We start from the raw sequence: 14,572 nt of genomic DNA on the forward strand, positions 1-14,572 counted from the left end.
CTACTGGTGTCATATTCAGTATACCTACTGACTATTGTCCACCCCCTCTAATCCATCAGACATTTTATCCTGGTACCATTTTTCAAAATTCTCCTCTGCTTTATCCTTTGTAAGCGCTTGATAATACGTTTTTAAGTTATGTTTATAATCCCTTTTATCTTTCTCAATCAGCTCATTATCTGCTGAAGTATTTTCAATGATTTTACAGGAAATTATTAATTTTTCTACAGCCATGTTTAAATTTCTATTCATTGCATAAGCATATCCCAAATTATTACAAACTTGTGCAACACTTAATTTATACTGTTCATCTGAACAAAAAACTTTTAATGCTTCCTCATATTCATTAATTGCATTTTCGTAATCTCCTTTTGTGACATACATTGATCCCTTTAATTTATTTAGATTTCCCTTTAAAAATATTTCCTTATTTTCTATAATTATTAATTCTGCCTTTTTATAGCTATCCTCAGCTTTCTCAAAATCATTTTCATGGGTATAAATTTGCCCAATTAGCAAATAAATCACAGCATCCTTCTGACCGTTTTTTTGATAAATATCTAGTGCATTCTCATAATTTTTTAATGCCTCCTCATATTTATTCATATTTTTATATATGTTTCCTTTATTAATTAAAACATCTGCCATTTCCAAAGTATACTTCCAAAAAAAGTTAGAATATATTGTCTCGGCGTCTTCTAGATATGACAGTCCCTCTTCAACATCCCCACCAATATAACTATAAATTTTCCCCTTTACCAGATAATTACCAGCTAATGATAATTGATCATTATAGTCAGTATTTATTTTAACTGCTTTATCTATATATTTTAGTGCTTCATTTTGATTTTCTTGGTAAATATAAATTTCTGCAATATAATTATAAATTTGCGCTGCTGCACTGCTGTTCTCTCCCTCTTTCTCTATTACCGGTTTTAGTAATAGTTTATAATAATCCAGTGCTTCATTATATTTTCCTTCTCTAACATATGATTCACCAATATTATTTTCCAAAGGTCCTGAATATATTGTAATATTGGATTTTTTTTGACAAGCACATAAATTAAATATTAGTAAAAATGCTAATATTGAAATTACAATTCTTATTTTTTCAAATTTATTAAAATTATTGGGTCTGATAATACTTTTTCTTTCTACCATAATTATCCTCTCTAATCCTAACATCAAAACTTTTATACTAATCAACTGGAATATTATCTGCAATAAAGTTATCATCGTTAATTTTTGAACTAATGTTCCCTTTATCCCCCATATGTTCTCTCCTCCCAGCATATGCCCCTGGATCCTCTTTCCACTGCAGCCCTCTCCCCTGACAATTAGTTATATAGTCCGCCTTACTATAAATATGAGCATCATTCAAGCCACTACGACATCGCCCTTCTTTATCCATATACTGTTCTTTAACATGTGCATGTGTATCTGTAAATACGGTAATTCTTACACACTCTATCCATGTTTCATAAGATGTATAAAGAGCACCTTCTATATTCGATATGTTTCCATATAGCTTATTTAAATTAGAAAGTCCCTTACCCCCATATGTTTCAATTATACCAAATATATCTAGCAGATCGGCATAAGCAGATATACCACTGGCAATATCCTTAGGACTTGAATTTTCTTCATTTAGCTCTTTGACGGTTATTGTTGAACATATCCACGTTATTGCACTACATTGGCTACTAAGTACTGCCACTGCAGTCAGTATCCGCTGCTTTATCTCATCATTATAAGAGTGTGAAATTAGTTCCATATAAATTGATACTTGTGGCGATTCTAACATCTCATCAGTAGGTGGCCCTACTATCTTTTCAAATATCTCCAATCCTTCTGCTGCATGTTTGTAGGATTCATATACATCATTTTCTATTTCCCTAATACAATAATCTGTCTGTCCTTTTACACAATGGTTTTTAAATCTTGTAACCGTATCAAGGATTGATTTGAGTAAAGTTTTTGCTCTCAGCATATGTTCCTGGCCAGATGTTAAAAATGAAATAATTCCACCACAACGGCAGACCAAAAAGGAATTGGTTAATATAAGATGATATTCTTTTTCCTTCCAGTCTATAAGTGTGCTTTTTATTTTTTTTGTTTTGCTGGCCAATTCCTGAAACTCCGTTTTTAGCGTTTTATATCCTTCCAGTTTAGAATAGATTTCATGAGCATCATCCATATCTTTTATTATTTTATTTATTTTATCTTCAATATTTCTCAGATTTTTAATTGTTCCATGAAATTTATTATCACCCATATCAATACTAATGGCAAACAAGTCAAACTCTGGATAGATTTTCTCCAGTTCCTCATTGATTTTCTTTAAGCTTTGCCAGTGATTCATGCATTCTTTATAAACTTCTGCTGGTAAAGTATATAATGCAATTGCATACAAATCATGTGTATTTTTAATTGCCTTATTTAAAGATTTATTCAGTTTTTTCTGAAGATCTTTTATATCTAATAATATTTCCCTTCCAAATTTCATTGAATCAGTTACAATATTTTTTTCATCAGCATCAAACCATCGATCTAAAAGCGCCAGTACACATGGTACTATTTTCTGGTCAAAATGTGTCTCATTGTATTTTATTGCATTTAATGCCTCATTATATCTTTTTTGTTCGTCCGCCGAAGCTTTAGGAAGAAGTGCCATTATTGCCTGCTTTGCATAAAGTGATTGGCAATAATGGAACGGTTTAATATTTTTAATAGGAATGCAGTCCTCATCATGAGCACAATTTCTTTCACCTTCCATAATTCCATGTCCATCAGGTATGTACAGATAATCGGGCGTTTTGTTTTTTCCAGCATAAGAACAAGTGATTTTCGCACCATGGACCACTATCTCATTCTTAGGTACGAGATAACGCATATTTTCCTTATCACCCTTTTGGATTTTATCGTTTCCCATGTGAGTCCTCCTATCTATGCTCAATATTCACAGCTTGTTCTTTGATTCCATCTCTTACCATTAGAAGATTTGGACCCTCCATGAAGTAAACCCCCTGTTTTCCCTCCATTACAACCTCCTCTCCTTTTACTTCAATACCTTCTTCTGAGAGTATATTTATATTTTTATTACTTTTTATAGTAATACCATTTCTATCATCTAACGTCATCGACATTCCTTTATGATTGGTAATAAGAATCTTCTCAGGAGTAAGGCGGATTTCCTTGTTGTATTTGGTTCTTATTGATTTCTCATCAGGATTATTTCTTAAGTTCTGCTCGTCATCCACATAAAAGGCGCTTATCACATACGCATGATCTTCTTTTTCATCTGGTATATACAACCGGATTCTATCACCTATTTCCGGCATACAATACCATCCCGTTCCATCCGGGGAAGCATAAACGGAGGAAAACGGAAACCAGATTGGATTCCCATAACTTTCATCAACTTCACAGGACAATGATACCTGTACACTAGTATCTTCCACATTAATTACAGTTCCTATAATGGATATGCCAGCAATTGCATTATGGCTATAAGGCTGAACCTGAAATCCAGATAATGGGCGCAGTATGTATTCAAAAACCATTTCTTCTTTACACATACTTCCAATGATTGAATAAACGTAATATTGACTTCCTTCAATCATTATACTCTCACATAACTTTAATATTTCTCTTGAATTTACTAGATATTCTACGGCTTGCCCCTTTACGCAATCCCTATACCACCTGATACCATACTTGGAGAAATCCAATTGAGTTTTCCCCTTTTTTTCAGGATTACCAACATAATAGCAAGTATGATCATTTGTGCAATCTGCAACAAGTACTGTATTCATCTGCGCTGAAAGACGTTTTAAAAACTCCCAGTCCGTCTCCATATACTGTACCACCAGACCGTTTGTAGTAATTCCTTTTCCTTTTGCATATATAACAGCCGTATTCTCATGATGGGATTTAATTCTATCCATAATCTGGCGGTATGTCTGCCCCACGCCCTGAAAAGTTCTTGTATGCTTTTCCTTATCAAGCTCTATTGTATTCGATACAGCCAGTATTTTTAATTTTCTTAATCCACCTTCTGTGCTTAAGTACATGTCCCGTATCTGACCACGGAATAAAGAGATCTCTTCCTGCTCATCTGTGATTACTTTAATGACAAACGGAGAATTTAACAGGCTGTATAATCTTTTTTCATCATCTTCTCCATAAATATAACCTGTAACAGATGCTGTAAAATGTTCATTCACCGTTTTATTTATGGTACATTCCTTGATATCCAATGTATTGTATGACTCTAGAAAAATATTAATTGGTCGCATTTTTATCCTCCTCGTTGTATATAACAATACCTCTTCTTATCTGATGAAGGCAATTAATCCATTCCATACGATTTTGGAATGGACAGTTAAACATAGCAAGCAACAGCCTGTCTCCAATTGAATATACGGTCAGCATATTGTAAAGATTCTCATCAATAGCAGTACTAATAAATTCCATCCATGCACAAGGAACAGGAATATCCTGATCAAATCCTGTCTCCAGGCATACACTCATAGGCTGAAGCCGCTTTAAGACACGATGAAAATCTTGTATAACTGCTTCCAGCTGGTCTTCTCCTACCTTTGTTTCAACCATACTGAATGAAAAATTAACAGATTCATCCCTATTGGTTTTTATTATTTGCGGACGCTGCTCGGAGAAATATTTTTTTCTGGCATTTTCCTGTGTCATATCCTGAAATAAAACAGGCAGCAAAATTCCAACTTTATTGTTAAATAGCATGGTTTCGTGAAACTGTATCAGTTCGCCTTCTACATAAATGCCCGTATTAACACTCGTATATTGACTAATTTCTTCTCGATACCTGGCTTCTATAATCCTCTCATCTTCAAACATGTGTTATACCTCATCAAATCTCTCACTTTCGTCTGATATAAATATTTCAAAATTGTATATCCATAACAGGTACAGCCAATAACCAAAACACCTGATATATAACACTGTATCCCCTCAACTATTGCTCTCCCGGCCCAACAGCCTTAGCTTCCTTATCCGCAATCTTCTCTTTTTCTGTATTCTCCTCTTCCGACTGCTTTTTCTGAGTTTTCTCCTCTTTAAGCTCTGCTTCCAGGCTTTCTTTTTCCGCTTTATCCTGATCCATTGCAGTCTCCAGAATCTCAATCAGACCGTCTACTTCCTCAACCTTATCATCCATTTTCAGTTCTTTATAAATACTCTTTGCAAACAGGTACTGTTTTTTTGCCTCCAGTCGGTTTCCAGCAGTTTCTTCCTCCCTGCCAGCATCCACATATTCCTGCGCCTGGGCCTTTTTCTGTTCATTTTCTTCTGCCTTGCTGTCACTGGAAGCGATCTTCACCTGTATTAATTCACCATGAACATCATCTTTCAACTGCTGATATTTCTCCAATGCCATAGCATAGTAAGCTTTTGCACCCTGGTAATCTCCGTCGGCAAATGCCTTATCACCCTCTGCAGCAAGCTGGGCAGCTCCGGTTTCATCCGAAGCTTTATCTTTTGCCTGTTTTGTATCTGCTTCCTCTGCCTTATCCCGTTTAGTGTACATAGCTTCCAGCGCATCCATGGCTTCCTTACGCCCTTTTTCGAAATAGGACCGTGTAGCCAGACTCTTTGCCTGTAAATATTTTTCTTCTGCCCTTTTATAATCTCCCTGGGAGACCAGAGTATCTCCTAATTGAATATAATCAAATACCGATAGATAATCCGTAATTCTTCCCAACTGTTTGTCTATGTACTCATCTGCTATCCTGTCTGCATACCTGGACCGCTCTTTTGCCTTTACATAGGCTGCCTGAGCATCCTCGTATTTCTCACCGCTGTAAGCGTCTTCCGCAGTGTTGATTGCTTCAATCAGCTTCTGATAATCAGTAAATTCCCGAACCTGCTTCTTATCCCGAAGCTTTTCTGCCAGTTTCACTGCCTCTTTACACTCTTCTTCTGCTTTTACAAAATTATTATCCTGTATGTATTCGATGGTATTCGTGTACCTTCGCTCCATATCTTCTTTATACTTCTGCTTCATATAATGAAACAGCCATAATGCCAGACTGATCACTAAAATAATAACAATGGATATAATTGCGATAGTTATAATCTTTTTTGTACGGCTTTTTTTATCAGGATCTAAAAATACCTTGTCTATAAAAATGGCAGCGAATGTATAGTTATCCAGATTCTCGGGCTGTCTGGACAGCAAAAGATCCTCTACATTGTTCAGGCACTCCTGCGGATCCCCTTTCGCCTCAGAGAATACGTCATCTAATTCACCGCTGTCTAGATTTTCCCAAATTCCTCTAGTATAGAATGCCAGGATATCTCCGTTAATCAACTTTTTCTTCTTTGATACAAATGATTTTAAACCTTTTCCAATTCCTAAATAGGAATATAAATTATTTCGTTCTTCATGACGGGAGAGAACATCCTCCGTAAGCTTCTTCTCCTTTACCAGCTCTGTACCCAGAGACATATCCTGGGTGGATTCAAGCACAGAACCATCCCGGTAAAGGCGCAGTCTGGTGTTGCCCACATGACCATAACGTACCTTTGCATAGTCGGTAACAATTACCGTAACAGAAGCTTTTAGACGCTCCCGGCAATCTGCCGTAAAGAGCGCCTGATTTGCTTCTTCCAGGTAGGATAGTACTGCTCGCTTTGTCATAGACGGGTGCGCCTGGAAAGCCAGGATAATGCTCTGTGTTGCCAGCCTGGCACTCTCTGCATCAGGCAGGTCATTCAATCCATCCGCTATCACATAACAGGCATACTGTTCCAGCTCCACAAAAGCGAAATAATCATTATTTTTTAATTCAGAACCCGCTTCTGATATAAATGCCGTCTTGAATGTACTGTTTTGTTTTCTCATCCCATAGTCTCCTTCTGGTCCTTTCTCCGTCAGCGTATCTGCAACACTACCACCGCTGCATTATCCTTATCTTCTTCCTGACTTTTATTAACCAGTTCAATTATTTTATAAGCTTTTTCCTGACAGCTTCCTCCCTGCTCCAGACAATCTTCGATATCTTTCCATCTGGCTGTTTCATAGAGACCATCTGTCATGAGAAGCACATATTCACCGCCGTAAAGGGTAATGGGCGTATCAAAAAATTCCACAGCCCGAAATCCATCCTGCCCCACGTAATTATACAGCCTGTGATGATCCAGAAGACTGACTGCTTCCTGCCTTGTCAGCTTACCTTCCTCGTACTTCTGCTTTGCCAGAACATTAATCGTATGTCCCGATGTCACAGGAACCAGCTCTTTGTTCCGATAAACCGCAGCTTTTACATTGCCAACAGCGGCATAATAAAGCTTACGCTCTTTTATCATGACTGCTGCCACAGAAGCGCAGCCCTGGTTTTCCTCTAATTGATTTAATATTTCGCGGTTAGCTCCATGAAATGCCTTGCGAAAGGAATACTGGGGATTATAGAAAGCATTTTTATCCTCAAACATATCCAAAAATGTCTGAACAGATGTCCGTGCGGCAATTTTGCCACCAAAATGTTTACCCATGCCGTCTGCAAGAACCGCCATGGACCCCTCTGTTGTTTCGGTCATTCCGTATTCATCTTCCTGTACCTCCCGGTCACCGATGGTTTTGGAAGCTCCGCTTTCACAGCTTAACCGCCTTCTTCCGGATCTGCTCCGGAAATTAATAACTTCCAGTCTGATGCGCAGAATTATTAGTACTGTTCCTGCAAGCCCCAGAAAAAGAAGAATTGATTCGGGAATTGTCATGATTTCCCTCCATTCTGTTATATTCAAATTCAGGAATCTTTTTCACCTGCACCCCTATTGCTTTGATTCCGGATTGCTTTCCTTATCTTCCCACATAAAGTTTTCTCCGCAGAATGGCTGGAATGCAAACTTGCTCTCTCCCATCTCAATTACGTCATAAGCACTTAGTACTGTCGGGGTATAAACTGCTGCATCATTATGATATACAAGGCCATTGCTATCACCTGGTAGTAATACCGTCTCTTTTTTCTTTGGATCAAAGACGATGACACCGTGATTACGCCGGGATATCTTGTTGTCTCCCAGCACCTGGATATCCATATCATCTGCACGTCCAACAAAATTTTTGCCAGATTTTATCTTATAATCCTTTCCCTGCCTTGGACCGGAAATACAGACCAGCCAGCCACATACAGGAGATGTTTCCTGTGCAAATAAAAGTTCCTCTAATTCTTCCTCATTTTTTCCGCCTGCCTCTTTTTTCTCCTTTGTAGCTGTTTCAATGTTGCAATAAGGACATACTGTCCCATATCTTCTAGATGAAAATAAATGCCCATTCTGGCACCGAATTAGATTACCGCTCATATTTTTAAGCTCCTTTTCTTCATATCGTATTATTTTAATAGAAAACCGGCCGAACCGTAATTGGATCGCCCACTATTACCTTAAAAGAAGTCTGTTTAACCCCACGTACAGATAATCTCCTTTTTCAATCCGGCAAGGAGTATCTGCAGAAAGCTTATAAACTCTCCCGTCTTCCGCCTTTTTTACGCTGATTCCATTTGCGCTTCCAAGATCTTCCACATACCAGTTTCCAGTGGAATAATTTAATACTGCATGTTCAATGTCTACCATACTGGCATAAGAACTCTTTCCAAGATCAATGTCTACCTGATTTTCTCTCACATCACGGCCAATAACCATGGCCATCTTTCCGTACAAATCCCATGCCATTAACTCTGTCTCTTCTTCACTGAGAAGCACAATTTCTGTAATTAATTCTGATTCTGTCGGCAGACCAAGCCTTAAATGTCCCACTGCATGCTTGTTTTCTTCTGTATCACTTACAGCCAGAACCAGAAATAAAATCAGCAAAATAACTGCTGCTGCCATAATGATTCCTCTTCCCCGTATCTGATCCGGATAGATTAAAACAATTCCCAGAACAGTCGTACAAACAGCGGCAATAATTAAATCAATTCCCCGCTTTTTCATTCTTTCATTCCCTCCCCTTCTATTTCTTAATACCCATATATCTTTCAAACATATCCGTCGCATCCAGCGGATTTGTCCTTTTTTTCTTATTTGGATTCATCTTATCTTCATCAACCTTCCCGTCCTTGGGATTAAAACCAAAAAATTGAGCAAACTGTTCCTCCATATTGGAAAAATTGATGTCAGCAGGAGATGCGGTATTTCCGCGTGAAGCTTTGTTTGCTTTTCCTGCTTTTTCTCCCTGAACATCTTTTTCAAGGGTTTTGTCATATGCTTTCCGTTTTTCCTGATCTTCCAGGGTGGCATATGCTTCCGATACCTCTATAAACCGTTCCTCTGCTTCTTTATTTCCCGGATTTGCATCCGGATGATATTTTTTAGACAATTTTCTATATGCTTTCTTTATCTCATCCTCTGACGCAGACTGGGAGACTCCCAGCACACTGTATAAATCCTTCATCTGCTCCGCCTTGTCTCCCGGCACAGTTAACGTTTACCGGGGGTGTTTTCTTTATTTTCTAGCTTTCCTCTTTATCTGGAAAAAGGGCGCGCCCGGATTTCTCCGGACACACCCTGCGCTCCTGCTTATGCGGCCGGATAGCCACCTTCCACTGTAATGAGGCCTAACTTATCTTTCTTCTGCTTAATCGTTAATGTGAATGTTCCTGTTCCTTCCACATCTCCGAATTCTTCCTTATAATCAATGACAAAGGAATTGGGGAAATAATATTTTCTTTCCATGATTCCAGCTGCTACATGCTCGATGGTTACCTTGCGGTAGCAATCTGCTTTCTCTGCCGGAACGGCTGACCATAAAGCCAGCTTTCTGGTACTGTCAAAGGGATCTCCGTCAACTGCGGTTAAGATCCTTCCGGTGATAACCAGGGTGCTTCCCACATCCTTGGTTCTTGCGTTGGAATCCAGCGGAATATCTGTGGTAAATTTCACGCTGCGTACGCATTCTTTTGCAATCTCAAAGCTTTCCATTCCTTCTACTGTTACTCTGTATGACATGTCTTAAATCCTCCTTTCATTCCTCCGTTATTCGCCGCCGAAGCCGCCTTCAATCTTAGTAACTGCGTTCTCATCCTTCTTCTGCTTCATGTGAATATAGAAGGTTCCTACGCCGCTCTCATCATCAACTTCCTCGCTGTACTCCATAACAAATGCATTGGGAAGGGTGAACTGGCGTACTACCTGACTGGCAGATACAACTGTAATCTCTGCACTACGGTAGCAGTCTGACTTCTCAGATGGTACCTGGGCCCACTGGGCAAGTCCTAAAGTCGGATCATTTCCTTCTCCTCCCAGTTTGTACAGCATCTTTCCCCATACCTTAACTGTAAGGCCATAATCTGTTGCTCTTGCGTTAGAGTCCGCTGAGGAAATGGAGTCAAAATCTACTTTTGAAATGCTCCGCTCGTCAAAAACGATATCCTCTGGTCCTCCGGTGATTTTCATACGAAATCCCATGCTTACTTCCTCCTTTTCTTTTGAAAAATATATGCTTCAAAGGCATTTATGCCTTATTCGCCGATAATCGGTTAATCTCTACTTCTAAGTTCTTCACATTACCATTGAAGGTAATGTCCAACGTACAGTAGCCTGTTTCTTCGTTAATACTGCAGCTGATGTCATCTCCTGCTCCGAGAACTCCGTTAAGATATTCTCTTCTGGACAGCCACTGACTCTTCTGGCTGTTTGGATTATTGGAAAAGAACTGGACAATAGAATCTTCTTTAAAGTCTCCTGTTCCGTGCCGCATAACCCGTTCGATATAGGTAGTAACCTGTGTTTTATAGATAGGCTCAAACATGGAACCATCAGACATTAAGTTCCTTGCTTTATAAACCATAATTTTTGTGATGTTAGTTCCTTTGTAAGAAGCATTTTCTGAACTGAAAATGAATCCAAAATTTTTCCGGTTGATATCATTCTTAATGGAATTGGTAAATCCGGTGATTTCCTTTGCCATGGTGGTGCAGGCAATCAGGGAATGGTCATCTGCTTCAATATCAAATCTGACTCCCGGCAGTTCCATATCTAATCTGACACTAGGTCCGAATTTTGATTTTAAATATTCCGGACACTGACAGGCAGCTACTACTCCTGCAGCTACATACGCTGCTCCAACGTAAACACCATCGATCCAAAGTTTCATGATGTCTTCTTTTTCCTTGGAAAGCTCTGCTGTCTGGTTTTCACTCACAACCATACGGCTGTCTAAAACAACCCCTGATTTGTCCTTGGGAATGATTGTGTAGTTTGGCAGACATGGGATTGCAAATTCACTGAATTCTTTTCCCATAAGTGCCGCACAGCGGTCCTCGTATCTGGTGATACCTTCCGTTGCCAAAGCATTAAACGTGGTGCTGTCATCTGCCTCGTAGGAGAAGAAGCACTGAACCTTATAATCCTTGAACACATCCAGCAGACGGATTAATGATTCCACACTGTTGGTATCATTCTTCTCTGCCTTGGAATTTCCTTTAAATCGTTCTCTGGTCAGCTTCATCTTACTGTTCTGATCCAGGGATACGTTTGGTACTACTGCGTACCAGACTGTATTGGTAAAGTCATTTTTTGCGTTAACAGTGGTTAAATAGGTAATCAGCCTTGGGATATTGCTGCTCTTTGCCAGCATCTCATTGGATACGTTGGTTACAAGCATGGAAGGACGCATTCCTTTTAACTTTTTGGGATACTGTTCGAAATAACACCAGATACCAAGCAGTCTTTCAATAAGAGGTTTTACCGTTTTGATAAAGGCATCCTTTGATTCCTTATAGAATTCCAGATAGGAATTGTAGTTGGAAACCTCTGTTGCTATGTCAATACTGCTCTCCATGGTAGAGGACAGCGGGCAGAAGGTTCTTGCAACAAGTGCACCAACATAATCATTGCTCTCCTCATTTAAAGCCTGGTAATCATCCTTTAACGCTTCGATCAGACCGGTATTTACATTGTCATCAATCGTGGTTAAAGCCGTTGTTTCAACCTTGGGAGCCTCCAAGACACGAAGTTCTCCCTGATCACCCATGCTTAATACACCTAATGCAAGAGGGGTATTGTCCTTTTTATCTCCTCCGTCTCCTAACAGGAGTCTGGTTTTGATATCTTCGATTGCCAGGGGGAGGAGCGCCATGACGTTGTTATAATTGGCGCTTGCCTCCTCAAACATAACATTTAATTTGTCGCCTAAATCTCTCTTCTTAGGATCCTCTTCATCCAGCTTTGCGTATTCCCCATATGTATACTGCAGTTCTTTTCGGTTCTGCTTGATTGCATCCATGACTTTTTTGGGAGAAATCATATCTGTAAGTTTCTCAAATTTGAAATCTACATTAATGGTCCCCTCGGAACGCTTTGTCTCCACCATAGACATAAGCATTCCCATAAATTCATTCTGGCGGTTTAACGGTATTTCTGTAAGCATTTCATCAGGCACCTGTTCCGGCTTATCCAGCTGATAAGCAACCCTCTGATTATTGGCATTGTAGTAACAATAGACTGTCGGTGCGAATTTTTCCAAAAGTTCATCGAAACTGCGGACCATTAAGTGATCGTTAATTTCCTTGATCTTGTCATCAGATAAACTCTCCACTCCCCTGACATCTCCAACAAGGGTTAACAAATCCAGTTTTTCCGGATTAATGACCTCCATTAACAGAGTCCGGTTGGTCTGCTTTATTACATTTCCCATATTGCTTATTCCTCCTTTGTTATCTATCTGAAAGGATGTTGCTATGATTTCCTCTCACTTGGCTTTAGGTTTTTATAATGAATTTCCATCTCAGTGGATTCATCTTCAAAAGTAATTGTGATTTTCTCGTTGTAAAACACAGGATATCCCATGCCCTTTTTTAAAATTTCCATTCCTCTCAGTACTGTGCACCGTTCGGACTGATCCATAATAATTACAGAATGATCGGGTCCTGGGTAGATAATGATGTCCTCTTCCCCGATTCTTCCAAGTTTTATTTTGCAGGAAGCAAGAATCTGTCCAAGTGTCATTCGGCCGCTGTTTCTTCCAAACAGATGATAAGTCTGAGGCGGTACATCTCGCCCGTCTGCAGTTCTTACCACGTAAATACTGAATTTACCGGAGTAGGTACAGGCCTTGGTCTTCATCTTGACTGGTTCTTTTGAAGAAGGGGACTGGGACACATAGATCACTGCTGCATTCTTTTTCCTGTACCACCAAAGCAGGATTAAAACGACTACCAGTGCAAGCGCTCCCAGTATTGCCCATAAAGGGCGGTAATCCGGTTCGGGCTCTGGTATGGGATCTGGTGGTGGCGCCAGCTGTTCCGTCAATGGTTGTTCCATCACATATCGCTCCGAAAACATACTGGTATCGACCTCAACTGATACTTCATTAATCCCATCAATAGGTAAAGAATAAGGTATAAGACCTCCGCTTATAGTACCGGTTTCCCAAACGCCATTGATACAAAAAGGTACCGACTGTCCTTCATAATAAGGAGTGTTCCAGAGGTTTTGATTTTTACCTCCAGTATCTGTAAGAGATAATTCTAAGTCTGCATAGTGCCTGTAGACCAGTGGTAATTTTGTTTTATTTTTCTCTTCGCTTGCTGCATCAGGTAAAACTTCTTCTCTTCTGTAATTAATATTGACCACTGGTCTGGCTGTGTATTCCACAGTCAGATAGGCTTCCACACCAGAAAGCTCCGGTGTCTGGAAACGGACATCAACCGCGTCAGATGCTGGTCTGGTCATCTCAATAACTGCAAAGTTCCGGCCGCTTGTAATCTGTCCTTGATCAGCCGTGTAATCTGCTGTCACGTTCTGAATTCCCTGTCCGGAGGTCAGCACTACTTTTACACGCTCTGCTCCCTGAGAAGGAAGTTCAACATGAAGGCTTCCGCCATTCCCATCTGTAACTCCTACCGACCTTTTTGGAAGATTCATTCGATCATAAAGGATACGGTTCATGATCTGTACCAGATTTCCGGATTGACCCTGCCAGTAAATGGCACCATCGGTCATCTCAGCGCCATCGAAAATATGCATATTGGGATCATTTAATTCACTGCCTACTGCAACAATATAAATCTTTATTCCCGCATCTTTTGCTTTTTTAATAGTTTCAGAATATAAGGCGCGTGATGATTCCTTTGCCTGTTTATCTGGCATATCGATTTCTCCGTCAGTCACCATGACAATACTGCGATCAACATTCTCCTCTGCGGAAAAGAGGCCTACTGCCTGATTCAGTCCTTCTCCTGCATTGGTATAGCCTTTATATATAACAGAGGAAAGCTGTGTACCCATGGGGTCTGCCCCACCACTTAAAGGAACAATCGTCTGAATTCCTGTATTGTAGGCTACAAGTCCAGACTTATAATTTGATGGAAGACTGCAGACTGCCTGACGTATTGCATCAATAGCAAAGCGGCTTTTATCATTAGAGTTCATAGAACCACTGGTATCCAGAAGAAATACTATTTCACCATTCTTTGCAGGCTGCCCATGGTATTCTTCAGCTGCCAGAGTATCCTGTCTGATCGGCAGCAACAGCATCATAACCCCGATAAACAGAAAAATCCTTTTTAAATTCTTCATCTCACCCCTCCTGACA

Annotated in this window: 13 protein-coding genes; all 13 read right to left on the reverse strand. The window is 39.6% G+C overall.

Annotated features, from left to right (window positions below; genetic code table 11):
- Positions 1-24: 24 nt before the first annotated feature.
- The gene (locus tag ACOAOT_RS14960) at positions 25-1,293 is read right to left on the reverse strand and encodes a tetratricopeptide repeat protein (protein ID WP_420217721.1); all 1,269 of its coding nucleotides are present in this window, start codon (positions 1,291-1,293) and stop codon (positions 25-27) included.
- A complete protein-coding gene (locus tag ACOAOT_RS14965) occupies positions 1,199-2,932 on the reverse strand; it encodes a PAAR-like protein (protein WP_420217722.1) in 1,734 nt (577 codons plus the stop codon). The genes ACOAOT_RS14960 and ACOAOT_RS14965 overlap by 95 nt, the downstream gene beginning before the upstream one ends.
- Before the next feature lie 10 nt (positions 2,933-2,942).
- Entirely contained in the window at positions 2,943-4,298 is a 1,356-nt protein-coding gene (locus tag ACOAOT_RS14970) for a phage baseplate assembly protein V (protein ID WP_420217723.1), read from the reverse strand.
- A complete protein-coding gene (locus ACOAOT_RS14975) occupies positions 4,285-4,875 on the reverse strand; it encodes a hypothetical protein (protein WP_420217724.1) in 591 nt (196 codons plus the stop codon). Before ACOAOT_RS14975 ends, ACOAOT_RS14970 begins: the two co-directional genes overlap by 14 nt.
- Before the next feature lie 118 nt (positions 4,876-4,993).
- Positions 4,994-6,880, reverse strand: a complete 1,887-nt coding sequence (locus ACOAOT_RS14980; protein WP_420217725.1) for a PP2C family protein-serine/threonine phosphatase — start codon at positions 6,878-6,880, stop codon at positions 4,994-4,996.
- A gap of 29 nt (positions 6,881-6,909) precedes the next feature.
- Positions 6,910-7,755, reverse strand: a complete 846-nt coding sequence (locus ACOAOT_RS14985) for a PP2C family protein-serine/threonine phosphatase (protein ID WP_420217726.1) — start codon at positions 7,753-7,755, stop codon at positions 6,910-6,912.
- Between the two features lie 54 nt (positions 7,756-7,809).
- Positions 7,810-8,340 carry an FHA domain-containing protein gene (locus ACOAOT_RS14990; RefSeq protein WP_420217727.1) on the reverse strand — a complete coding sequence of 177 codons (531 nt, stop codon included), beginning with the start codon at positions 8,338-8,340 and terminating at the stop codon, positions 7,810-7,812.
- Between the two features lie 75 nt (positions 8,341-8,415).
- A complete protein-coding gene (locus ACOAOT_RS14995) occupies positions 8,416-8,970 on the reverse strand; it encodes an FHA domain-containing protein (RefSeq protein ID WP_420217728.1) in 555 nt (184 codons plus the stop codon).
- A gap of 19 nt (positions 8,971-8,989) precedes the next feature.
- Positions 8,990-9,430 carry a DnaJ domain-containing protein gene (locus tag ACOAOT_RS15000; RefSeq protein WP_420217729.1) on the reverse strand — a complete coding sequence of 147 codons (441 nt, stop codon included), beginning with the start codon at positions 9,428-9,430 and terminating at the stop codon, positions 8,990-8,992.
- A 125-nt stretch (positions 9,431-9,555) separates the two neighbouring features.
- Positions 9,556-9,984, reverse strand: a complete 429-nt coding sequence (locus ACOAOT_RS15005; RefSeq protein ID WP_104436486.1) for a membrane-associated protease 1 — start codon at positions 9,982-9,984, stop codon at positions 9,556-9,558.
- A 27-nt stretch (positions 9,985-10,011) separates the two neighbouring features.
- Positions 10,012-10,443, reverse strand: a complete 432-nt coding sequence (locus tag ACOAOT_RS15010) for a hypothetical protein (RefSeq protein WP_104436487.1) — start codon at positions 10,441-10,443, stop codon at positions 10,012-10,014.
- 46 nt (positions 10,444-10,489) lie between these two features.
- On the reverse strand, positions 10,490-12,673 hold the full coding sequence (locus tag ACOAOT_RS15015) for a transcriptional regulator (RefSeq protein WP_420217730.1): 2,184 nt from the start codon (positions 12,671-12,673) through the stop codon (positions 10,490-10,492).
- Positions 12,674-12,714: 41 nt separating this feature from the next.
- The gene (locus tag ACOAOT_RS15020; RefSeq protein WP_420217731.1) at positions 12,715-14,556 is read right to left on the reverse strand and encodes a vWA domain-containing protein; all 1,842 of its coding nucleotides are present in this window, start codon (positions 14,554-14,556) and stop codon (positions 12,715-12,717) included.
- Positions 14,557-14,572 lie beyond the last annotated feature (16 nt).

The sequence above is a fragment of the Lacrimispora struthionigena genome (assembly GCF_048627165.1).
Taxonomy (GTDB): Bacteria; Bacillota; Clostridia; order Lachnospirales; family Lachnospiraceae; genus Lacrimispora.

Coding starts and splice junctions, on each gene's coding strand:
- ACOAOT_RS14995 (WP_420217728.1), bottom strand. CDS start 8,970: ATGAAAAAGCGGGGAATTGATTTAATTATTGCCGCTGTTTGTACGACT.
- ACOAOT_RS14980 (WP_420217725.1), bottom strand. CDS start 6,880: ATGAGAAAACAAAACAGTACATTCAAGACGGCATTTATATCAGAAGCG.
- ACOAOT_RS15015 (WP_420217730.1), bottom strand. CDS start 12,673: ATGGGAAATGTAATAAAGCAGACCAACCGGACTCTGTTAATGGAGGTC.
- ACOAOT_RS15010 (WP_104436487.1), bottom strand. CDS start 10,443: ATGGGATTTCGTATGAAAATCACCGGAGGACCAGAGGATATCGTTTTT.
- ACOAOT_RS14970 (WP_420217723.1), bottom strand. CDS start 4,298: ATGCGACCAATTAATATTTTTCTAGAGTCATACAATACATTGGATATC.
- ACOAOT_RS14990 (WP_420217727.1), bottom strand. CDS start 8,340: ATGAGCGGTAATCTAATTCGGTGCCAGAATGGGCATTTATTTTCATCT.
- ACOAOT_RS15005 (WP_104436486.1), bottom strand. CDS start 9,984: ATGTCATACAGAGTAACAGTAGAAGGAATGGAAAGCTTTGAGATTGCA.
- ACOAOT_RS14960 (WP_420217721.1), bottom strand. CDS start 1,293: ATGCTGGGAGGAGAGAACATATGGGGGATAAAGGGAACATTAGTTCAA.
- ACOAOT_RS15000 (WP_420217729.1), bottom strand. CDS start 9,430: ATGAAGGATTTATACAGTGTGCTGGGAGTCTCCCAGTCTGCGTCAGAG.
- ACOAOT_RS14965 (WP_420217722.1), bottom strand. CDS start 2,932: ATGGGAAACGATAAAATCCAAAAGGGTGATAAGGAAAATATGCGTTAT.
- ACOAOT_RS14985 (WP_420217726.1), bottom strand. CDS start 7,755: ATGACAATTCCCGAATCAATTCTTCTTTTTCTGGGGCTTGCAGGAACA.
- ACOAOT_RS15020 (WP_420217731.1), bottom strand. CDS start 14,556: ATGAAGAATTTAAAAAGGATTTTTCTGTTTATCGGGGTTATGATGCTG.
- ACOAOT_RS14975 (WP_420217724.1), bottom strand. CDS start 4,875: ATGTTTGAAGATGAGAGGATTATAGAAGCCAGGTATCGAGAAGAAATT.